At 49.2% G+C, this 21,497-nt stretch carries 21 protein-coding genes; 19 read left to right on the top strand and 2 right to left on the bottom strand.

Annotated features, from left to right (window positions below):
- Positions 1-37 precede the first annotated feature (37 nt).
- The 17 genes from D829_RS0121030 (at position 38) to D829_RS0120950 (ending at position 17,873) form a co-directional block, all read left to right on the top strand.
- Complete coding sequence (locus tag D829_RS0121030) at positions 38-232, top strand: hypothetical protein (protein WP_017690905.1); 195 nt, start codon at positions 38-40, stop codon at positions 230-232.
- Positions 233-353: 121 nt separating this feature from the next.
- Complete coding sequence (locus tag D829_RS31655; protein WP_017690904.1) at positions 354-1,364, top strand: 3-oxoacyl-[acyl-carrier-protein] synthase III C-terminal domain-containing protein; 1,011 nt, start codon at positions 354-356, stop codon at positions 1,362-1,364.
- Positions 1,303-2,691, top strand: a complete 1,389-nt coding sequence (locus D829_RS0121020) for an ATP-grasp domain-containing protein (protein WP_017690903.1) — start codon at positions 1,303-1,305, stop codon at positions 2,689-2,691. Before D829_RS31655 ends, D829_RS0121020 begins: the two co-directional genes overlap by 62 nt.
- The gene (gene lysA, locus D829_RS0121015; RefSeq protein ID WP_017690902.1) at positions 2,692-3,978 is read left to right on the top strand and encodes a diaminopimelate decarboxylase; all 1,287 of its coding nucleotides are present in this window, start codon (positions 2,692-2,694) and stop codon (positions 3,976-3,978) included.
- An 18-nt stretch (positions 3,979-3,996) separates the two neighbouring features.
- Complete coding sequence (locus tag D829_RS0121010) at positions 3,997-4,257, top strand: acyl carrier protein (protein WP_017690901.1); 261 nt, start codon at positions 3,997-3,999, stop codon at positions 4,255-4,257.
- Positions 4,257-5,135 (top strand): hypothetical protein, encoded by an 879-nt coding sequence (locus D829_RS0121005; RefSeq protein WP_017690900.1) that lies wholly within the window; start codon positions 4,257-4,259, stop codon positions 5,133-5,135. Before D829_RS0121010 ends, D829_RS0121005 begins: the two co-directional genes overlap by 1 nt.
- A 20-nt stretch (positions 5,136-5,155) precedes the next feature.
- Entirely contained in the window at positions 5,156-6,112 is a 957-nt protein-coding gene (locus D829_RS0121000) for a 3-oxoacyl-[acyl-carrier-protein] synthase III C-terminal domain-containing protein (RefSeq protein WP_017690899.1), read from the top strand.
- A gap of 15 nt (positions 6,113-6,127) precedes the next feature.
- Complete coding sequence (locus D829_RS0120995; RefSeq protein ID WP_017690898.1) at positions 6,128-6,850, top strand: hypothetical protein; 723 nt, start codon at positions 6,128-6,130, stop codon at positions 6,848-6,850.
- Complete coding sequence (locus D829_RS0120990; RefSeq protein WP_017690897.1) at positions 6,850-8,007, top strand: acyl-CoA dehydrogenase family protein; 1,158 nt, start codon at positions 6,850-6,852, stop codon at positions 8,005-8,007. Before D829_RS0120995 ends, D829_RS0120990 begins: the two co-directional genes overlap by 1 nt.
- Complete coding sequence (locus D829_RS0120985) at positions 8,000-8,968, top strand: hypothetical protein (RefSeq protein WP_017690896.1); 969 nt, start codon at positions 8,000-8,002, stop codon at positions 8,966-8,968. The genes D829_RS0120990 and D829_RS0120985 overlap by 8 nt, the downstream gene beginning before the upstream one ends.
- A gap of 18 nt (positions 8,969-8,986) precedes the next feature.
- Entirely contained in the window at positions 8,987-10,375 is a 1,389-nt protein-coding gene (locus tag D829_RS0120980; protein WP_017690895.1) for an MATE family efflux transporter, read from the top strand.
- Between the two features lie 27 nt (positions 10,376-10,402).
- Positions 10,403-11,584, top strand: a complete 1,182-nt coding sequence (locus D829_RS0120975) for an arginase family protein (protein WP_017690894.1) — start codon at positions 10,403-10,405, stop codon at positions 11,582-11,584.
- 2 nt (positions 11,585-11,586) lie between these two features.
- Entirely contained in the window at positions 11,587-12,564 is a 978-nt protein-coding gene (locus D829_RS0120970; RefSeq protein ID WP_017690893.1) for a hypothetical protein, read from the top strand.
- A 25-nt stretch (positions 12,565-12,589) separates the two neighbouring features.
- Positions 12,590-13,897: an insulinase family protein gene (locus D829_RS0120965; protein WP_017690892.1), complete on the top strand. Its 1,308-nt coding sequence runs from the start codon at positions 12,590-12,592 to the stop codon at positions 13,895-13,897.
- Complete coding sequence (locus D829_RS0120960) at positions 13,890-15,113, top strand: pitrilysin family protein (RefSeq protein ID WP_017690891.1); 1,224 nt, start codon at positions 13,890-13,892, stop codon at positions 15,111-15,113. Before D829_RS0120965 ends, D829_RS0120960 begins: the two co-directional genes overlap by 8 nt.
- Positions 15,114-15,147: 34 nt before the next feature.
- Positions 15,148-15,954 carry a 4'-phosphopantetheinyl transferase superfamily protein gene (locus D829_RS0120955; protein WP_017690890.1) on the top strand — a complete coding sequence of 269 codons (807 nt, stop codon included), beginning with the start codon at positions 15,148-15,150 and terminating at the stop codon, positions 15,952-15,954.
- A 107-nt stretch (positions 15,955-16,061) separates the two neighbouring features.
- Positions 16,062-17,873, top strand: a complete 1,812-nt coding sequence (locus tag D829_RS0120950) for a S9 family peptidase (protein ID WP_017690889.1) — start codon at positions 16,062-16,064, stop codon at positions 17,871-17,873.
- 187 nt (positions 17,874-18,060) lie between these two features.
- On the opposite strand, the gene D829_RS0120945 is transcribed toward D829_RS0120950, so the two are convergent.
- Both D829_RS0120945 and D829_RS0120940 read right to left on the bottom strand, forming a co-directional pair.
- Entirely contained in the window at positions 18,061-19,095 is a 1,035-nt protein-coding gene (locus tag D829_RS0120945) for an aminoglycoside phosphotransferase family protein (protein WP_017690888.1), read from the bottom strand.
- A gap of 21 nt (positions 19,096-19,116) precedes the next feature.
- Positions 19,117-20,091 carry an SMI1/KNR4 family protein gene (locus D829_RS0120940; RefSeq protein WP_017690887.1) on the bottom strand — a complete coding sequence of 325 codons (975 nt, stop codon included), beginning with the start codon at positions 20,089-20,091 and terminating at the stop codon, positions 19,117-19,119.
- Between the two features lie 212 nt (positions 20,092-20,303).
- Here D829_RS0120940 and D829_RS0120935 point away from each other — a divergent pair, with 212 nt between their 5' ends.
- Positions 20,304-21,011 carry a helix-turn-helix domain-containing protein gene (locus D829_RS0120935; protein WP_017690886.1) on the top strand — a complete coding sequence of 236 codons (708 nt, stop codon included), beginning with the start codon at positions 20,304-20,306 and terminating at the stop codon, positions 21,009-21,011.
- Positions 20,986-21,426 (top strand): DUF6516 family protein, encoded by a 441-nt coding sequence (locus D829_RS33795; RefSeq protein ID WP_017690885.1) that lies wholly within the window; start codon positions 20,986-20,988, stop codon positions 21,424-21,426. The genes D829_RS0120935 and D829_RS33795 overlap by 26 nt, the downstream gene beginning before the upstream one ends.
- Positions 21,427-21,497 lie beyond the last annotated feature (71 nt).

Genomic DNA, 21,497 nt, shown 5'->3' with positions numbered 1-21,497 from the left:
AGAATCAGAGTATCCAAGATGAAAGGAGGAGATATGAATGGTCATTAAAGCGACTCCCATTACACTGGAGCAACTGAAGCGTAAAGAAGTTGAAGCAGCACAATTGGAAGCGAATGTACTGGGCGAGGCACGTGAAGTCAGTGCACGCGCGGTATCCGCTCGCGCAGTTGAAGCCCGTGCTGTAGCGGCTCGTGCTGTAGCAGCTCGTGCAGCAGCGGCGGCTCGTGCCTGATTTTTCCTACTTACTTATTGCGTTACGCTAGATTCATAGATGAGAGCTTCTGCGGAAGCTCTTTATCTCCCTATATTTCAGTGAGATTCGTACGTTAGTGATAACGAGGTGTCTGAAGCCGATGCATATCAAGCAAATATGGTCTTACATTCCGGAACACATTGTGCCGATCAGGGAACTGAACGAGGTGCTGGGACTCAATAATGCCCAGACAAAGGTACTGGAAAAAATTCATGGTTTGAAACAGGTTCGGCAAGACAGGGATGGAGATCTGGCTTCGTTGCTTGGGCGTGTATTAACCCAGGTGGTGAATAACCCTGAGGTAGCTCCTAACTCGATCAAGTATATCATTTATTGCCACACAATTCAGGAAAATTTCCCCTTTCCTATGAAAGTTTTGCAAGTCCTGAAACGGACTTACGGGTTGCAGCATGCCATCGCGTTTTCGCTTACGCAGCAGAACTGTGCATCGGGCTTAATCGCCCTGAACGTTGCCGAGACATTGCTGCCTTCATTGGAAGCGGATGATCATATTTTAATTTTGACAGGTGAAAAAACATTTAGTCCCGTTGTGCAATTGATCCCCAATACCACCGTGATGGGAGAGGCATCAGCCGCCGTGCTGGTGGGCAACAAGGGCAACGGAAGTCGTGTCGTCGGACTCACGAGTGTTACCCTGGGCCAATTCTGTAATGTACTAACGGGAACCCCGCAGATTCTAAGGGAGTTTCAGGAAATCTACACGCCTCGGTTATGTGAAGCCATTGTTGCAGCCGTGGAGCAGGCGGGCCTGACGTTGCAGGATATTCGATACATCGTCCCACACAATGTGAATCTATCCTCGTGGAAGAAGGTGGCTATCCGTTTATCCTATCCCCTTGAACGCATATATACGTCCAACGTGCAGGAGATCGGACATTGCTTCTGTTCGGACCCATTTATTAATCTGCAAGCCATTCTGGAGCAGAAGCTGTTGCAACCAGAGGAATATTATCTGCTTGTTACGGTCGGACTTGGGGTTACATTCAGCGTAGCAGTGATGCAATATGCAGGAATAGGAGGGGATGGCCGTGACCACCGTATTGACGGATTTTTCGAGCAGGCTCAAGTGGGCGTTAACGGGCCAGCATGATGTTACTTTTGTCTATCTGAACAATTTTGAAGTGGAGGAGTACTGGAGTGATTCGGGCATTCTCAAGCTGCCTTCCTTAAGCATAGGCTCGGCTGCGGACGTTGTTAATCGGATGGAGGAACTGGGTGTTTTCCTCGCCGGAGAGAAAGATATCATCCTGCTCAAGGATATGCCGAATCAGGAATTCATGGCAGATGCGCAGGCTCTTGGGTTTGGCCGCTCCGGATGCATAACGGTGGAGCACAATGATCCGGCGATGAATATTACCGCGAATCTTCTGCATTGTCCAAGAACTGTGGACAAGCTGCGAGAGCTGTCACAGGCTGCTGGAACAAATGCTTATCTGGTTCCCTTTGGTACCTCGGATCAGGAAGAGGAATTCTCACGGCTGACCGGAATTCCGCTAGCTGTTCCGTCTTCAGATATCTTCCGCAAGGTCAATGACAAGGGGTATTCCCGCCGTCTCAACGCAGAGCTGGGTATTCGTCAGATCCCAGGCGTTGAATGCACGTCTTTGGATGAACTGGTGTCCGGTTTCGATCAGTTGAAGGCCGTGCTAGAGCAGGGTGGACGGCTTGTGCTGAAGGATTCCATGGGTGTGTCAGGTAAGGGAATTATGGTCATTGCCGATGAAGCCAGGTTCCACAAATGCATGAGTATGCTGGAGAAACAGGCAAGCAAAAAGGGAATTCGGCAAATCAACTACGTGCTTGAGCAATGGATTGATAAAATCTGTGACCTGAATTATCAGATTCTCATCGATCGATCCGGTGGAGTTGAGTTTCTCGGCGTAAAGGAATCGTTGGTAGAGCAAGGCGTGCATCAAGGGCATCTCATGCCTTCGCGGCTCAACGATGTTCAACTTGAGGTCATTCGCGAAGCGGCCATACGGATTGGAGCAGCTCTTTATCGAGATGGATATTATGGCATTGCCGGCATGGACGCCATTTTGGACGAGGACGGTACAATCTGGCCCAATCTTGAGATTAATGCCAGGTTTAATATGTCTACCTACCAGACCAACATTGAGCATCAATGGTTGCCCGAAGATCAATGTGGACTGGCAAAAAAATATACGCTCCGGCTCAATCACCTGCTGGAATACGGAGTACTCCGTTCCCGGTTGGGTACGTTGATGTTCGAACCGGAACGTGGCGAAGGATTATTGATCAATAATTTTGCCACAGTCAATGCGGCATTCAGAAGTGAGGGGACCTTGTTCTCCGGACGTCTGTATGGCGTGATTATTGCGTCCTCCCCTGAACGGCTGGGAGTGATCGACGAAGCGATAGAAGCCGTCCTATCTTCCATTAACGAGGTGATGTGAGTGTCTAAGGAATATCAGATTCAGCAGTTGCCTGTTTCGGACATCGCCGAGAGATTCGGTACCCCGCTGTATGTATATGACGGGGATGTGTTGCAGCAGGTGTATCAGGAGCTTCGGGGATTGCTTACGCCTCAAGTGGAGCTGTTCTATTCATTGAAGGCCAATCCCAATATTTCGATCGTACACATGCTTCGGGAGATGGGAGCACGGGCAGAGGTGTGTTCCCTGGCCGAATTACATACGGCTGTACAGGCTGGAGTAGCGCCAGAAAGCATTATTTTCCTTGGACCCGGAAAAAACGATGACGAGATTACGGCATGCATACGTCTGGGCATATATGCAATCGTGTGTGAATCGTTTCAGGAGCTGGAGCGCATTGAGATTATCGCCGCAAGTGAGGGACGAATTGTGCCGGTGGCGCTGCGAGTGAATCCTTCCTTTTCTGTTAAAGGCTCCAGGCTGACTATGGGTGGCAAACCACGTCAGTTTGGTATGGATGAGCAAAGTGTGCTTCAGGGGAAAGAGCAGTTGGAGAGCTTCTCCCATGTGGAGATTATGGGACTTCACGTGTACATGGGAACCCGCATGTTGGATGTAGAGCCGATTGTTCAGAATACCCGTCATATTCTGGAATTGGCTGATCGAATCGAGAACGAGCTGGATATCACGCTGCGTATGGTCGATGTAGGCGGGGGATTGGGCGTGCCCTACCATGAAGGCGAACAGTTCCTATCCATAGCCACACTGACAGAACAGTTGAATCCAATGTTCGAATCGTTTCGGAATAGTCATGCCAACACCCGGCTGTTCATGGAGCTTGGGCGATATCTGGTAGGCACCTGCGGTATGTTGGTCAGTCGAGCCCTATACGTCAAGCAATCGTATGGAGAGCACTTTGTTGTAACCGATGGTGGAACGAACTGCCATATGGCGGCGGTGGGAACAGGTTCTTACGTGAAGCGTAACTTTCCGATTGCCTCCCTGACGCGTTATGGTGAGTCCCCTGTAGCCGAATACAATATTACGGGTCCCTTATGTACGCCGAATGATGTTGTTGGAAAACGGGTATTGCTTCCTCCTGTTGAACGGGGCGATCTAATCGGTGTTTTTCATTCGGGAGCCTACGGACCAACGGCTTCTCCCACACACTTTTTGAGCCATGGAAGTCCGGCGGAAGTGCTGATTGTCGCTGGGGAGGCTCACTTGATCCGTGAGCGAGATACTCCGCAGGATCTACTGTCCAAGCAACGTTTGATTCAAGTGTCCCACACGGCAATAACCAATTGATGAGGAGAGATGATGATCATGACGACTGCAGTATTGCTTGAAGAGATCAAGGGTGCCCTTGCTGAAGTGTTAAATACGGAAGCCAGACAGGATATTCAATTAAGCACATCTTTATTTGACGAACTCTATCTGGATTCGACCTCGGTTCTGGAACTGCTGATGACGCTGGAAGACCGGATTGAAGGTCTGGAGATTGACCCGGATGATCTGGAGCCCGATGTATTTGATACGGTAGGCTCCCTGGCTGCCTATATTGAGAAGCAACTCATTGCGGCCTGATGGCTTCGCCTGTTGCCATACGGGAGATGGGAGTCAGGCTGTTCTCGGAGAAGAAGCCTCCGTTTGATCATCCAGAACTGCTGCGATTTCATCAGGATATGCTCGCGGGTACTCCGATCAAGTACGATGTTCAACTTTTGCAGGGGCGTAACAACAATGCCTATCACGAGATGAGTGTGGAATTGCTGGAGGAGACGGGACTTGATCGGGTCATGCAGGATGTGGATGTGTTGCTGCTGGCATACAATTTTCCGAATACCCGCCCGGATATATCGATTGTGAATTATTTGATGGATCGTTATCAGGCCCGTTTTATCAGTTTTGCTGTAAATGATCTTGGTTTTGGTGCTCCTTTTGCGGCGCTCCACATGCTTCAGCATTATCTGGGCAGAGAAGGTTACATGAAAGGCATGCTGCTGGTTATGGACCAGACGGCTCTCCCCTATGAAACGATGGAACTTGTTTCACCGCCTGGGCCGGACACGGCTGCAGCAATATACCTTGATCGGATGACAGGCGTAGGACCTTCCCTGCTTGGTGTAGAGATGCGACATGCCGAGCATTCCGTAGTCGATACTGCGGAAATGGTATTGGATCGATTATGTGCCCAGGCATCCATTCACCAGAATCAGATTAACCTGCTCATCCATCCTGATCTGGAGCAGCTGTGCAATCAGGCTGCCTGGTACAGGGAATGTGGATCGAAGAGTTATTATGATCCATCGCGCTGGAGTGCAGCGCCATTCTTCGCATTACAGGAGTTACTGGAAGAGAAGGACGGGGGCGAGTACATATGTCTTATGCATCTGGAGCAGACGGATTCGTTTATTCACGCCTTGCTGATCCGAACTTGTGAATGGAGTATGGATGGACACTAATCGCAGAAGGAGGGAGAACATTGGGGTTTGGTATTGTGGATATTGGCGTCTATTTGCCTGAACAGATTCAGCAGCCGGAAGAGGTGCTGGCTGCTCTGGAGCTTGGGAAAGGCGAGCTTCAGTTTCTGCGCAAGTACCACCGCCTGGAAGGTGTGCCTGTAACGGAATCGGGCCAGATGCTTGACGATACGATCGCACAGGCTGTGGAACGGCTCCAGACCAAACCTGCCTTTTCCGGAATCGACCTTGTTCTCTATGTCCATTCCTTCCAGGTGCAGACACCGAGCGATTACAGGCTTGTGCAGCGTGTCCTCCAGCGCTTCGGGCTGGAACATGTACCGTTCTATGGCATATCCCAAATGAACTGTGCATCGTCGATAGCCGCTCTTCAATGGCTTGAGCGAATCTCGCAAACGCAGCCTCACATTCGGAATGTGTTGTTGATCTGTGCGGATCAATTCAATTTTTTGCCTCCCGAATGGCGCTATCTGCGCAAATCGGCCATTCTGGGTGATTCTGCCGTAGCTGTTCTATTGAGCAGAGAGAGTTGTCAGCATGTCGTTCAGGCGGCGCATGTGCTGCGAGATACCCGGTTCCATACTGGTTATCATGCAACCGCCGATGAGATCTCGGCATTTAACCGATTGTATGTGGACCATATCATTCAAGGGATGGAAGAGCTGCTGTCAACGCAAGGCCTGAGTTTCGAAGATGTGGATCATATTTTTCCCCATAATGTGAACTGGACTACCTGGAAGGAATTCTCGCGACGTACGGGAGTTGGACTTGAACGGATATATCTGGATAACATTCAGCGAATCGGACATACCTTTTCCACCGATCCGTTCATTAACCTGAGTTCGGGATTGGAGCAGGACTGGGTGTGCAGGAAGGGGCGCTCCATCATGGTCAGTATCGGGCTCGGCAGTTTTTTTGGTTTTGCACTGGTGGAGCATGGAGGATGCGAAGAAGAATGAACAGGAGGAATGACAATGCACGTTATTGAATTCCAGGGCCCAGATGCAAAGCCCGTCGGATCAAAGGCAGCAGGCAACCCCGTTGCTCCGATATCGGAAATGTTGGAGGCAAAAACCTTGCTGGTGAACAATCGTCCAGTGCTTTTGGCAACAGGTCCATACGTGCTCGCGACCGCTCATCTCATGGAACAAGATGCTTTACTTTGGCATGAAGAATCAGCTGGGCTGTATCGTTGGAACCAACTACATGCCGTTCATGTACAGGATCGGATGCTGGAGCCCTCCGGACTACTGTTATACCGGGTACAGTCGAATGAGGGTGAGAAGGCTGAGATATCAGGCGAGAAAGTGACCTCGAATGAGCTGAGAACACGCCTGCTTGAGTTCCGCGTAGAGCTGTGCAAGGCTGGATTGGAGCAGGTTCGCAGGCATTTATCGGTGCGAATATCGGGCGGGCAATCCACGTTTCAGCACCAGCTCGTGAAAGGCATGGTCGCTGACATCCTGACAACGCTCTACATGGCGGAAACGTTGCCTGAAGACCGCTTCCTCTCAGCAAATCCCGGTCTTCCATTGGTCCGGGTTCATGCGTGGATACATCAGGAATTGGACGAAGCCTTCAGACAGATTCAACGCCTTGGCGGCGGTTTCGGTTTTTTGAGACATGGCGTATCTGCATATACATATGCAGGTCAACTGGTGAAGAACATGCTGTTGCCAGCTAGGGAGGGATATTGATGATTACTCCATCTACGATTGCGATTTTCGAGCAAGTGATGAAGCAGTATGCTGCGGAGCTTCGTCAGATCGGCTTGATTATCGACCGGGAGCCAGACCGGCTCACCGAGTTCTTGCACACGTCTGCCCTGCAGGCCATCAATCATATGATGATTCCCCCGGAGTATGGCGGTCAGCCGATTGTAACTATAGGTCAGGATCGATATTATGGACTCTCTTCGCTGGAAAGAGTCATTACGATCGAGCAGTTGTCCGCAGGAGATGCGGGGGTTTTTCTGGGAGGACCTGGTCCTTCCATGTCCAGCATCGTCATGATTGACTTGGGCGATGAGGAACAGAAGGAGCGCTTCTATAGCCACTTTCTGAAAGGTCCGGCCTGGGCAGTTTTTGCCTTGTCAGAGCCGGAGAAGGGTTCGGATGCAACCGAGATCAGCACGCGGATTACGCGACATCCGGATGGGGGAATGGAGCTAACCGGACACAAATTCTACATTGGGAACGGACACCGGGCGAGTATTGGACTGGTATTTGCCCAGACCAATCGTACGCCTCTGGGCATTCAGGTGGCTATAGTTGATCCTTCCCTGCCGGGTTTCACAGCAACCCCGCTGGACACGATGGGGCTTCGCGGTCTGCAACTCAGCCATCTGCAATTCGAGGCCTTCCCACTGGAAGAGAAAGATATTCTGGGTCGTCACCTAAGCCCAACCAAGCGTGGACTGTGGGGAGCACTGCGTACATTCCACCGGATGCGCCCTAGCGTGGCGGCTTTGGCGCTTGGTGTTGCACAGGCTGCATATGATTATGTTGTAGAGAACAGAACGATCTTTACAGAACGCGAAAAGACAGAACTGGAGCGACTGGAGATGCGTCTGCATGCGCTGCGCAGCATGATTCGGAATGCAGCAGCAGAGATTGACCATGATGCGAATAAGGGATATCTGGCTTCCCTCAGTAAAATACGGGCTGCGTCAGTTGCCGAGGAAGCGACGGAATGGGCACTGGAGATGATGGGGCCAGGTTCCTTACTGGAGCATCCTCTGCTGAACAAATGGTATCGCGATGCAAGGGCCTTTGAGTTCATGGAAGGCACAACGTCCATTCAGAAGATAAACGTTTTTCAGGCGTATGCCAACGGGAAGATGCAGCATGTCTGATTCACTTCATGGTGATATTGGCGCACCAATCTATGTGGATCATATTTGCTGGCTTACTGCAGAGGATCATCTGTATACACTGGATTGGCCAACACCGGATGATTATGTTTACGTATCGCCGCACATATACATGGAGGATCACTATTATGGTCGCGTGGGAACGCTGACTCGCTCCCTCATGGCAGATGGGACACGGGTGACAGCCGGTGATCTTGCGCTTAAGGTGCTGGAGCAGTTGTGTACGAAGTCAAATTGGGATTGGTTGATTCTTGCCCAGACCTGTCCCGAGCGTCATGCATTGAATGCTCCGCTTGCCAGAATGCTTGAAACGGCGCCGTGGCGAGTTAATCATCCACTTGGTATTACCCATATGGGTGCGCTCGCAGGCACCGAGGCCATTCAGGTCGCTCTTTGGAGTATGCTTCCTAACGAACGAACTGCGATTGTGCTGGTGGAACAGCGAATTCTCCATGACGATGGACAGATTGGATATGGTCAACCATCCGAACCTAAGGGTGATCTGGGAGACATGGCGGTTGCGCTTGAGTCAGGTCTGGGTCAAGGAGCGTTGCAGGTACATTATGCGGGAAAACGAATCATCAGATCGGATGAAGCCACGGCTTTTGCATCCGAGGTACTCGGCATGATCCGTGAATGGATGGATGGTCATGCAGCTGAGCACGTCATTCTTCAGTCGAGACTGGGATTACGTCTCAATGGCAGTTCTGTTTTGCATATTTCTCCTTCTAAGACCATCTGCGTACCACGAACCGATTATCAGAGCGGGGATGTATGGATACAGCTGGCAGATAAGCTAGAGCGGGGTATCATTAGGCCAGATGATCGGGTCATGCTGGTTTCATGGGATGATGATCGGATGATATCGGCTTGTTGCGTGCATGTGATACGTCTGCCGATCCTCAGCAGGCTTACGATGAATCAAGAAATCAAGACTTCATGAATTGTGGAGGTGAACCCCATGCAGGGGATCGATTATACGGCCGGCTCGATCCATCGTTTGTTATTCCGTACGGCCGTTCCGATGCTGCTCGCTTCTCTGGTTAACGTCATTACACAACTGGCCAATGTATTCTTCTTGGGTCATACGAGTCAAAGTGTATTATATGTGCTCTCATTGTATATTCCTGTCTCATTCGTCATGATTGCCATCATCGAAGCGATGCAACTGTCTGTTCAGGTCGCGGTAGCGCGCAGTCGTGCCGGGGGCTCACGTGCATTTACCCAGCTGTTCGTGCACATGATGGGCAGTGCAATGCTGCTTGCCATTCTGACCGGGGGCATTGTGATGCTACTGACCCCTGTGCTCTCATGGTTTTACCGTGTGCCTGCCGACATTGGGCCCATGTTTACGCTGTACGTAGGGGGCATGATGGCAGTGAGCATCCCGGCTGTCCTGGCGGCGGTGACCAGTGCGGCGTTACGAGGACTGGGCCGGGCACAGGCAGCTTCGTGGAACGCGGTTGGGATGGCGATGCTAAACATTGCTCTTGTGTATACATTTGTGTCGGTCTTCGGGTTGGATCTGAAGGGCATCATCTATGCTAACCTGATCACTTCCGTCTTGTCCTTGGCCATCTCCCTGCTGATTCTGTTCATTCGTCGGGAAATGATCTTTGAACGCATTGCTTTTGCACAAAAACATCTGATGGCCCTCAGGCATGTCGGTATTCCTGTGTTCATCTCGTACTGCATGATTTTTCTGAGCACATTTTTTTTCAATAAAATTGTCAGTCACTTTGGCGAAGGGGCGGTTGCTGGCTTTGGCGTTGGTTATCGAATTCAGACGATGGCGATCCTGCCGGGTATCGTGATTGGATCGGCCATCGGCATTATCATCAATCATAATTTGCAGTCACCACACCGGCCAAGGGCCTATGCAAGCTATCGCCAAGGTCTGCTGCAATCCTTTGCTCTATACGTAATCATTGCCGTTGCCGTCTGGATCTGGCGAGATCCGCTTATCGCATTCCTAATCGAAGACGCGGCAACCCGAGCAGAAGCAGCACGGTATCTGTCCATCGTAGCTCTTTCCTATATTGGCATGGGTCCCATGATGACAACCCTGCTGACGATGGAACAGAGCGGGCGCGGATATCAGGCCATACTCCTGAATGCGGTGTATTTTCTGATTATTATCGTCCTTGGCTGGGGATTGACTCGGGCCTTCAATGAGGTTACTTACTTCTATGCGGTGATTGCTGGCATGAATGTGGTCGGCATGTCGTCGTTCTTCCTGCCTTTCATGCGAATGCTGAAGCGGGAATATGTGGAATCGTCTGCGGATAAGGACATCAGTACAGAAGGTGAAGCGACGTTGCCGAATAAGAGCTATTCCACACAGACTTGACTCTAACTACGTACAGGAGGTTTTTGCATGACAACATCAGAACCTGCTTATCTGGTACGTCGCATTGCAGATGCGTGGATCGCTGCGGATGAAACGTTCAGCCAGTTTTATGAGCTGGAACCTGCGAAAGAGCTGGAGCCACAACGCCCCCCGGATTTGCCGGGGGTGGAACCTGCGGAAGCGCCTTTTTTTTTGTATGAGCCTCTCATCGGTCATCGGGCTCCTCAACTGGGGATCTTGGGTATCCCCCATTCTGGTGGGACAAGCATGTTAAACTCCTCCGTTGCCGGACTTGCGCATGCGTTACGTGTAGAATCGTGGAAAAAGGTCATCTATCCATCGTTGCAAGAGTCCGGGAATTCGAGCTTGTACGATATTGGAAGTGGGAGACGATTGCTTGAGAGCGTAGCCATGCAAGATTGGGGTACTTGTCTTATGAATGAAGCGGAGGCGGATACAGCTGTTCCTTATCAAAAGGGGCTTGCGGCCGCACTGGATCATGCGCTGGATCAACAGGCACTATTGTGCTGCATTGGAGGAGACCATTCCATTACGCATGCAGTGCTTCAGATGATGGCAAAGGCTCCGGGCAGTCGAAGGGTGCTGGTACAGTTCGATGCCCATCATGATTGCGGTATCGATGCCATTCATCAGGAGCATCCCAGTCACTCCAATTTTGTAAGACATCTGCTAGATCAGGGTACGGTTGCTGCTGTTGTACAGATCGGCCTGCGTGGTCTTCGCTCAGCAGATCAGATGTACAGCCATCCGGGGTTGATTCAGATATCCGCAGAGCATATGACACCCGAGAGGGTGAGCGATGTTCTGAACGAGGTAAGGCAGAAGTACAATGTCGACTCGGCTTATTTAACTTTTGACTTGGATTCCCTTGATCCGGGAAGCTTTCCGTTTGTTGATTTTCCCATTGCTGCAGGACCGACGTGGCAGAATATTCGAGACTGCGTTATTGCAGCGCTGGAAGTCCCGTTATCTTATGAAGGGATGGATATGGTTGAAGGACAGGGTGTGCAATCGGATCGGCACATTCCTGGACAATATGAGCTGGCGCTTCGAATGTTGGTCTATATGATGGATGGTATCGACTGGAATCGTCGGCGGTTTGAATTGTCTTCTAGAACTAGCGCAACCAGGGAAGGAATGCTGTCGGGAGCGGGAGTATCCATGAATCAGGGCATACAGGAGGTGTAAGGATGGAGGATTTTCATACATTATATACGTTACATAAGGAACAGGTCAGGGAGGAGTTGTATAGGGAAAAGACAGACGGAATTCAACTGGGATTCTTCTATGCGCTAATGAATATTGTTAAGGAGCTTGCACCTCTTCAACCGGAATCGTCACCGGAGTCGATCTGGATGGATTATCTGGCTTTTTTGCGGACCGTTGACGAACACAAAAAAAGCCCGTACTCCTTTATGGATTGGGATGAAGTCGAGGGGCTTGAGCATTTGCAAGCGACGTTGCAGGAAGGTGGTGCCTTGTTGACCTGGCATTATGGATTCGTCAGGCATAACATGATCACCATCGGACAGGAGATTCGCGCAGGCCACATGAAGTCTGGATTACCCTTCTATCTGGTGGCTGAACAAGGTACCGTAGAGCAGGAGCAGAAGCTGTCGTCCTGGAACACCCTACGGCAGTTTGCAGGTGCTGATCTGCTGAATGCCGAGGATGAGATGATTGGCATACGATTATATTCTCATTTGCGGAAGGGAGGTTCATTCAACCTTTTCGTAGATGGTCAGACCGGGTTCAACGCGGATAATCGCGCAGTGGAGCTTCCTTTCCTGAGTTCACGCATCCGGACGAGGAGCGGTATTTTTCGTATTTTAGCCAAGACACGCAAGCCTGTATGCCCCTATTTCATGACATTGACTGAAGATTTTCGTTCCAAAATTGTCTTCTTGCCGCCTTTCATATTAGAAGGGGATATTCAGGAGTCAGCAGGACGTGTATATGAGCCGTTTCGCAATCAACTGCTGAAGCAGCCTGCATTATGGAGATTCTGGGACCGTCACCATCAGCAAGTGATTCACTGGAAAGAGGATGAGACTAATCTTCATTCAGCGGAAGCTGAGAGTCAGGTGGACTGGTTCTCCAAGCCACTGGAGGGATTCGGTCAGCTTGGACTGAACACCGCGAGTGGCATGATCTACAATATGGGTTAACCGTCAGATAAGGGGGGAGGCAAGGATGCAGTCTTTCATTACGGAGCAGTATAATCGTCTATCGGTCCATGTGATGCCAACAACCCAATACGCCAACTGTTATCTCCATCTGGGTATCGTTAACGAACAGGGAAGAATTCCATCATCGGTGTTTGCAGTCATTGTGCGTCTGCTTTTCAGGCAGGATTCACTCGGCAAAAGAAAGCTGCAGCAGCAACTATGGTCCATGTATGCCGATGAGCTAAGATGCGAATTGGAACAGAAGGGGGATACCCAGCTTGCATCCATCCGGTTGCGTATCCCTGCAGGGTTGCTGCCCGGGACCGAGGCACGGACGCTGGATGCGCTGAAGCTGCTCGCAGACATGCTGTTTGGATCGAGCCTTGAGGGCGGATTTGATTTTGATGATGCACAGATTCAGGAGGAACTTGCTTGGGCAGAACATCAGGCTGGCTATGATGTTTCCGATTGGGACAAGGTGGTACGAGGGCGCAGTCTGGAATGGCTTGGATATGCAGGACGAAGCAGGGATGCCGACTTCGAGCAACTGCAACATTGTGTGCGTGATGGTGAACTGCAGCAATGGTACCGGGAGGTGCTTTGCAGCCCGCTCCACATTCATGTGATCGGTGATTTCCAATCCGATGTGATGATAGCTCAGGTCATGGAGACCTTTGTGCCATTGCTTGTTACGGCTGAGGTGGGAGTAACTCCATCTGTGATCGGGTGTGGTCAGCCTACTGAGCGCCGGGAGGAAGGCGAGATGATGCTTGAACTGATGGATGTTCAGCAATGCAAGATCAATGTGGCTTTCACTACCGGGGTGACGTATGGATCGTCGGACTATCCTGCCCTGTTTCTTTTTCATTCCCTGTTTGGCGCTACGCCTGCTTCCAGGCTTCAATCTGAGCTTCGTGAACGAAAGCAATGGGTGTATCAGATCTACAGTACGCTGGATGATTATCGGGGGACGCTTCATGTGACAACGGGAACAAGCAGTGGATATGTGACAGAGGTACTTGAAGAGATAGACGCTGAATGGCAGAGGATATGCAGTGGAGACATTCTTGAAGTGGAGCTGAATAGAGCCATTCAGAATGTGATGCATTATGTGCAAGTGGGTTACGATCTGCCTGAGCAGGTGGTCTCCCTTCATATCGATCGGTTGCTCAACCGGGTCCAGATGACCACTCCGCAATTCCTGGAAGCCATATCTTGCGTTACTGGGGAACAAGTGGCCGAGGTAGCCTCTGGCATGAAAAAGGCTGTCACCTGGATTTTGTATCCTGAGAGTGAATATTCCGCACCAGTGCAGGAGGTGACTCATGAATAGTATTGTGAATATCGCACCTGTCCGCAGGCGCTTGTCCAATGGTCTGTCGGTCCACATTTTCCCCGAACCCCAGTTCCACCATACTTTTATATCGTGGTCCGTGTCCTATGGCTCAATCCATGATGCAGCCCTGCCTGGCAGAGCACATTTCCTTGAGCATATGATGTTCTACAATCCGGATCAACGGCCCGTCAAGTCACTATTCCATACTCTGGGGGCTTCGACATCTGCATTGACACGTTACGATGTAACGACTTATCAAATGGCCTGCACAGGCGATTTGAAAAGAAGTCTGGAGTTGTTCACGGGCATGCTAGCTGCTCCATATTTCACCCCGATGCATCTGGAACAGGAACGGGCCGCCATTCATCAGGAGCTGTCCATGTATGCAGACCAGCCCTCCTGGCGAGCTTTGCAGCAGTTGACTCAGATGATGTATGGCAGCAATCACCCCATCACGATGGATGTTGCAGGCACACCGGATATTCTGTACCGAATGACAACGGATGAGCTGAATCATGCCTACAATACTCGCTATGCCACAGGGAAAATGGCAGTAGCGGTGGCCGGTCCGGTTGAAGCGGAGTTCATTGCGGATATGCTGGAACAATTCCCTGCGATGGAACCGCTGAATGCTTCTTACCTACCAGAGGTTACACTCGACTATTTGGGCGAGGACTCCAATAAGCAATATCGGGAGATTGAATGCGGATTGTCCTTGCCGCTTGTAAGGTATGGGTTCCGTGCCGAAGATGGGATGCAATTGAAGGAGCAAATCGCTTGCATGATCGGCATTGAAGCTTTACTAGGTGAAACTTCCGATTTCCACGCGGAATGTATGGAGTTGGGTCTGCTTCATAAGGGTGCAGAATGGGACCACTATTATCGTAAGGAATTTGCCTTTTCGAACGCTTGTGGGTATTCAGCAGATCCCGTTTCTTTATATAACCGGGTTGAGGAGATGTGTGAGCATATTCAGAACGGAACGCTGTCCCTATCCAACTTGAACTATGCACGGATGAAGTGGTTAAGCAAGTATTATGCAGACATGGATTCGTTAAAACAGCGATGCATGCACGTCTCGGAATATGAGGTGATCGGACTGGATTATATGCAGCTCGGCACGTATGCACTTGAATTGACAGAAGAAGAGGTTAGGAGTGGTCTTAGAACTATTGCAACGTCTGCTCGTCTGCGGATGGTTGTTATACGATAGCATGTACGCAACCCAGCATAGGGAGGAGGGCCTTATGGATTCCAGAACCGGAACAATCAGTAGCCTTCTGGCAATGAGGGAACAAGGGAATGATACGTTCACGCCATTTTCAGGGGAACGGGAGGTCCATATTTGGACACAGACTTTGCCCATAAGGGAGGATCAACTGCAGACAGCGGCTGCCATGGACTTCGATGCAATGACTTTAGAAGAACATGAACGTATGGCCAGAATCAGCACCACCTCACGGCTACAGGCTCATTGCTGGATGATTTCAAGGGTTTTCTTGCGAAGAGTACTGGCACAGTACATGCAGCTTCAGCCAAGGGATATTCGATTTGAATACGGCACTTCCGGAAAGCCTTATCTCGTGGGAGGTCCGCAATTCAGCCTTTCGCATACGAATGGGCTATGTGTACTGGCGGTTACATCCACTAACAACGAGCTTGGCGTGGATGTGGAATGGGTACGTCCACTACTGCGAGAGCAAGCCATCATCCAACGTTTCCTGACGGAAGAGGAGCGGGATCATGTGCTGGAAGCCATATGTTCCGGGGAGGAATCTTCTTCCCTGCTGTGGAAAGTCCTCACAAGCAAGGAGGCCTGGATCAAGGCTTCAGGTCAATCTTTATGTGGGCAGTGGAGAAATCTGAATACGGTACAGGCTATACGTAATCATGAACATGTGCTGGAATGGGCCGGACAGAAGTATATGCTGCAGTCTCTGAAAATGGGCAAATACTACTCCGCATCATTATGCGTGAGAGGGAGGGAGATACCACTCATATGCTGGATGAATATGGATAATGATATACAAAGCTATGAGGGAGTTGGTATTTAAATCTTACATATCTATTGTCTAAACATTGGCATTACCTATAATATGGACAAATGGTACCTTAATTTACCAATGTTAAATTCATTGGTTCAATTCCAAGGAGGTTTGTCATGATTCAGTTCCCTAAACCGGATGTCGAGCAATATTTTCAGACGTACCGTATTTCGCATTTTGCCGTATCGGCAGACGAGAAACGTTTGTTCATGGACAGCAATCTGAACGGTCAGCCGAATATTTGGGCGATGGATTTGCCTGGAGGATACCCGTATCCTTTAACGTACTTGAATCAGAGCAGTCAATTTATCAAAGCAGACCCGCAAGGACGTCATCTTCTTACCGCGTTTGATCGGGATGGGGATGAGAACTATCATCTGTATGCACTTCCACCCGAGGGTGGTGTCCCACTGCCTGTGGTTCCGGCGGAACCAAATGATCGCTGTTACTTCTCTGAGTTGTCCGAGGATGGACAACGTCTCTATTATGTCACTAGCGCGGGTAATCCGAACTATCTGAATTCACGCCGCATCGATCTGGAGACAGGCGAAGATGAACTGTTATACAGTGGAGAAGAGGTTACGAGCAGCCTGGTTGCTGTAAGTCCTGACGAGAAGAGTTATGTTATTTTAAAAATGTACTCAAATACGTATCAGACGGCGCATCTGTATCGTAACAATGAAGAAATGGTGATTCTGCCAGCTTCAGAACGTCATAGTCAGGTATCTGATCTGATTTTTGCAGATGATAATCGTCTTCTGTTCATTACCAATGATGACTCCGCATACGCCTATGTGGCTGAGTACCGTATCGATACCCGTGAATTCCGTTTCTTGTGCAGAATCGAAGGGGAAGATGTGGAGTTCATCCGCTGGCATCAGGCTTCCGAAACCTTATATTTCTGGACACTTACAGGGCCGGAGAATCGTATGTACGTATTGGGCAAAAATGCCGATGAACCTCGGCGCATAGATCTGCCGCTGGATACGATAGAGCAGGTGAACGTTACGAAGGCTGGCAATGTGTATATCCTCGGACGTGGAGCGACCCAACCGCATAACATTTATCGCAAAATGGCAGGTGCTGAGTCCTGGGAGCCGCTGACTGCCAATCGGGTAACCGGACTGGACCCAAGTGATCTCGTGTACCCTGACGTCATTCGGTATAACTCCTATGACGGACTGGAGATCGAAGCTCTCTTGTTCAAAGCAAAACCAGAGCAGGCCAATGGTTACACGGTATTTTGGCCGCATGGTGGGCCGCAATCTTCCGAAGCGAAGTTTTTCCGGCCGATGTTCCAGATGATGCTCGCTCAGGGCTATCATATCTTTGCACCGAACTTCCGTGGCAGTACCGGATATGGTGCGGAATTCGTCAAATTGGTTGAGCGGGATTGGGGCGAAGGCCCAAGGCTGGACTGTGTTGCCGGAATCAACTGGCTATTTGATCAAGGAATTACCTCGCCGGAGCGGTTATTTGTGGTGGGTGGAAGTTACGGTGGATACATGACCCTGCTACTAGCAGGGCGCCATCCAGAGCTGTTCAGGGCTGCGGTTGATATTTTTGGGCCGAGCAACTTGTTCACATTCCTGGAATCCGTACCGGAAGACTGGAAACCGATGATGGATAACTGGCTGGGTGATCCGGTCCGTGACCGCGAACGTTTAACGAAGGATTCACCGATTACGTATCTCGATCAGATGGTCAACCCAATGCTGGTCATTCAGGGTGCTAATGATCCAAGGGTCGTGAAGGCCGAATCCGATCAGATCGTGGCTGCGCTTCAGTCGAAGGGACTGGATGTGGAATACATCGTTCTGGATGATGAGGGCCACGGCTTCTCCAGAAAGACCAACGAGATTCTCGTGTATCGCCGGATGCTGGAGTTTTTGCAGAAACATCAGGAGTCACCCGTCGCACAAGCTTAGTTGAGCGAGGTTCCATTGCTGGTCGAAATATATCGTGGTATGACGAAAACCGCCAGAGATCATCCTTGATCTTTGGCGGTTTTATGCGTGTGCCCGGATATTGGGCGACATATATGGAACGATATATACGTTAGTTTGGAGGGCCGCTATCCATTGAGCGACCTGTCCAAATCTAATAACTAATCTACTAATCCAGCAATGCGACAATCGAATCGATGGACTGCTGCGCCCACTGTGCAAAAGGCAGGTCGGCTGCCCACGTCACTTGTCCTGTCGCTTTGGCTTCCCCCCACCACAAGATACGTTGATAGAGCAGATGCATACTGAGACGTGTACGGAAGTGTTGGCATTTCTCCTCATCTGCTGCACAGACCAGATCCCGGTAGCAGCGAAGAAACTGTGCGGCCAGTTCTGGTTGCCCCTCACGAACATACCTGGTGGATATTTTGGTTAGGTCGGCTATGCCGTCTCCGAAATAGGCGGTTGTAAAATCGAACAGACCGCTAATTTGCCAGCCTGAAGAAGGGTCATCCATTTTCTGAATCAGAATATTCTCGACCTTGAAGTCTCCCATGACAAAACACGGAACAGCTTTGGACCGAAATGCCGGTTCAGCATTCTTGAATTGCTCGTCCACCCACTGAACATCTTCATCCGTAATCACCGAGTACTGTTCAGCATCGTGTAACCAGTGACGAATGGTTCCGTACAACCAGTCCAGATAATTGCCTGCAAAGGAAACAATCTGCTGCGCTACAGGATCATATTCCCCGGCATCAGGCACCTTCCAGCGGTGCAGTTCAGCCAAAGTATGGGCAAACATACAGGCGATCTCTTCCTGATCTTGCTGTGACAGTGAAGCCTGGAATGCTGGATCATACAGGTGATTCCCGGGCAGGAGCGGCATTATGGCATAACTCCAGCCTAGCAGATGGGTATCTTCATGTAATAAATATGGATCAGGGACAGGAATGGACGTATGTTTTGCCAGTTGTTCTACAAAGAACTTTTCTTCCTGTAACTGTCCTGAATATAACGGATTGCCTTTCAGAATATACTCTCCACGGGAAGAGCGAATGAGCAGTGTCTGACCCATAACACCTTTATCTGTTCGTCGATAATCTTCAAGGGTTCCCAGGTCAAGCTCATTCAGCGCATCCTGCAATGGAACTGCGGCCACTTCGCCAAGTTGATTGGAACCAAAATATATACGGGTTGTCATATGGCCGGGCCCTCCTGGGGTTTAGTCCTCATTCTCTTCGTCAGACAGGTCATACGTATCCTCATCGACCAATCCACGGATGAAAGCTTCAAAATTCGGCGCAAGATATGTAATCTCATAATCATTTTCCTGATCCACATGAACGACGCAGGGTTCGCCTTCAGGACCACAGAAACGATAATCCAGCATAACAACATCATGACCAGCGGATGGACAATCACAGATCACAATCCCCAGGTCGGGGTATCCCCAATCTTCGATCATGAACCGGCTTCCCAGCTCACCACCGAGTGCGTATATTTTATCGTGTCCAATCCCCATAATGCTTGAAATAGCAATGTGATCCTCAGCCCAGGAAGTCGCTTCTTTGGTGGGAAATACAGTGAGCGCGGGGATACCGCCATTTTGCGTATTCATCAGTTGAATATAGGAAGCGGGCAGTTTGAAACCTAGTTCTTTCTCAATAGTCAAAATCTCTTCTTCATCAAAAGGTTCTGATACATGATTGTCCTGCGCATAATCACTCTGTACCCAGAACGTTGCGGGGGCGTAGGAGCCTGATGCGGCTCTTAGATGGTTCTGTATACCGCTCTGCTCGAATGCGGCAAGCTCCTCTTCATGACGCTGGCGATCTCGACGCATCTTATCCGCTTCGGGACGAACCTGACGAAGGAATTCCAAGGTAGATTCATCGTGCGGCATGAGTTCGTCCGCTCTTTCAAAAGCCAAAAGTGCTTGTTCATAGTTGGCGATATAACAGTAGGCGTACCCCAAGCGGTATTGCCAGAGGGGATCGTTTGCTCCTTGCTCATGTACAGACAATAAATGTTGAACGGCTTCGCGGTAACGTGCGTCATTGTTATAGGCTCTAGCGAGTTGACCAATCAGATCATAATCCCGCTCTGAGACGGGGATCCGTTCAATATGTTCAATAATGAGACTGAATTGGTCCTGCTCATGCCACAAGTTGATTTGTTCCAGCAGTTCTCTTTCCATGAATAGGCCTCACTTCCGTAGGAGGGGTATGAATCTCTTTCATTATATAATAAGTATGTGTTGGTTGGAGAATGTATAAATCAAGCTCTTCGTAGCATACTGTTTAAGTATACTTTAAGTTTAGTCTATAAAGTTTAAGTTATGTTTAACTTTATTTAAGTATGATGTTGAAAGTTAAACTTTACTATCCTATACTAGGAGTGTGAGGTGAGATGGATATGGGAATCACAAGAGTTGAGAAGAATATGTTTAGTCAGAACACGGATGAGATTGCTTCTGAGTTAGTTCAGAGCTTGAGTAATTCGGATAATAGTATTTTACTGTTCAAAGTGCTGGCACTTGCAGTCAAAAATAATGCTGAATTTGTTCGTAGCCTGGATGAATCTATCTTTGAAGATGCTGATATTTTTAGAGAAAAGTATGTTACTCTTCTCAAACATGCGTTAAGTCAAGCAGTGGATGTACCGACAGGAATTAGAGACAGTGGTGTTCCTTCTATTGAAGCTGTAAGTTCTTATACTCCTAAAGAATTATCTGTATTTTTTGGAGTAAGTATTACGACGATTTTCAACTGGATTGATCAAGGCCGTTTTATGGGGATTCAAAGAGCCGGGTCCAACAAACATAATCTCATCCCAGACGTTACTACATATGTGTATGGATCAGGTAAGAGAACGACGATTAAAGAGATTGTGACTATGTGGAAAAAGGAAGAGGCAGAACACCCCTCCACAGTAGAAGTCAGTGACCTGGATTACCACACGGGGCAAATTGCCTTATATGAAGATAAATACAAAGGGGAATTCGAACGGACACTCGGAACTAAATTGAACTTAACACCTGAAGAAGAAACCGATGCACAAGTTTGGAAACACCATTTGGGGAGGCAGCGTCTTGGCTTTAAAGATACCGAAAAGTAATTTTCGTTTTATTGAGAATGATTTTTCAGATATTATTATGGAGATTCGAGATGGTGCCCAGGGTCTTCCAAGCAGTGCTAGAACTATTCGGAAAACAATTGTCTTTAATGATTTATCGAAGATGTACTGTGTAGAGGAGATAGATCGAAACGGGGGATTCATCGAGTTATATTGGTATGATTGGTATGATTGGTATGATTGGTATGATTGGTATGATTGGTATGATGATCAAAAAGAGTTGATTATGAAATTCCATGCTCATTATCATCCTGATGAAACACCTGCTAATATCACGATGTATGACCCGTTTCATATTCATACGGCAAATGAGAGAAGATTGAATAATGAAAAATTTCAAGAATTATATACGATTCTTGAATTTATTAAATTAAGAAATATCTCTATTAAATTATAATAGTTCAACGCTGATATGATGTTTGTACATACGAATTAAACAACACTCCCTGAACTTAGGCATTATAGCCA

The organism is Paenibacillus sp. PAMC 26794, assembly GCF_000316035.1.
Lineage (GTDB): Bacteria > Bacillota > Bacilli > Paenibacillales > Paenibacillaceae > Paenibacillus.
The sequence above is the reverse complement of the archived record's forward strand: the minus strand, read 5'-3'. Positions and strand labels throughout refer to the sequence as shown.

Excerpts from the sequence above, each read along its gene's own strand:
- D829_RS0121030 (WP_017690905.1), top strand. The coding sequence starts at position 38 with ATGGTCATTAAAGCGACTCCCATTACACTGGAGCAACTGAAGCGTAAA.
- D829_RS31655 (WP_017690904.1), top strand. The coding sequence starts at position 354 with ATGCATATCAAGCAAATATGGTCTTACATTCCGGAACACATTGTGCCG.
- D829_RS0121010 (WP_017690901.1), top strand. The coding sequence starts at position 3,997 with ATGACGACTGCAGTATTGCTTGAAGAGATCAAGGGTGCCCTTGCTGAA.
- D829_RS0121005 (WP_017690900.1), top strand. The coding sequence starts at position 4,257 with ATGGCTTCGCCTGTTGCCATACGGGAGATGGGAGTCAGGCTGTTCTCG.
- D829_RS0120995 (WP_017690898.1), top strand. The coding sequence starts at position 6,128 with ATGCACGTTATTGAATTCCAGGGCCCAGATGCAAAGCCCGTCGGATCA.
- D829_RS0120990 (WP_017690897.1), top strand. The coding sequence starts at position 6,850 with ATGATTACTCCATCTACGATTGCGATTTTCGAGCAAGTGATGAAGCAG.
- D829_RS0120985 (WP_017690896.1), top strand. The coding sequence starts at position 8,000 with ATGTCTGATTCACTTCATGGTGATATTGGCGCACCAATCTATGTGGAT.
- D829_RS0120980 (WP_017690895.1), top strand. The coding sequence starts at position 8,987 with ATGCAGGGGATCGATTATACGGCCGGCTCGATCCATCGTTTGTTATTC.
- D829_RS0120975 (WP_017690894.1), top strand. The coding sequence starts at position 10,403 with ATGACAACATCAGAACCTGCTTATCTGGTACGTCGCATTGCAGATGCG.
- D829_RS0120970 (WP_017690893.1), top strand. The coding sequence starts at position 11,587 with ATGGAGGATTTTCATACATTATATACGTTACATAAGGAACAGGTCAGG.
- D829_RS0120965 (WP_017690892.1), top strand. The coding sequence starts at position 12,590 with ATGCAGTCTTTCATTACGGAGCAGTATAATCGTCTATCGGTCCATGTG.
- D829_RS0120960 (WP_017690891.1), top strand. The coding sequence starts at position 13,890 with ATGAATAGTATTGTGAATATCGCACCTGTCCGCAGGCGCTTGTCCAAT.
- D829_RS0120955 (WP_017690890.1), top strand. The coding sequence starts at position 15,148 with ATGGATTCCAGAACCGGAACAATCAGTAGCCTTCTGGCAATGAGGGAA.
- D829_RS0120950 (WP_017690889.1), top strand. The coding sequence starts at position 16,062 with ATGATTCAGTTCCCTAAACCGGATGTCGAGCAATATTTTCAGACGTAC.
- D829_RS0120945 (WP_017690888.1), bottom strand. The coding sequence starts at position 19,095 with ATGACAACCCGTATATATTTTGGTTCCAATCAACTTGGCGAAGTGGCC.
- D829_RS0120940 (WP_017690887.1), bottom strand. The coding sequence starts at position 20,091 with ATGGAAAGAGAACTGCTGGAACAAATCAACTTGTGGCATGAGCAGGAC.
- D829_RS0120935 (WP_017690886.1), top strand. The coding sequence starts at position 20,304 with ATGGATATGGGAATCACAAGAGTTGAGAAGAATATGTTTAGTCAGAAC.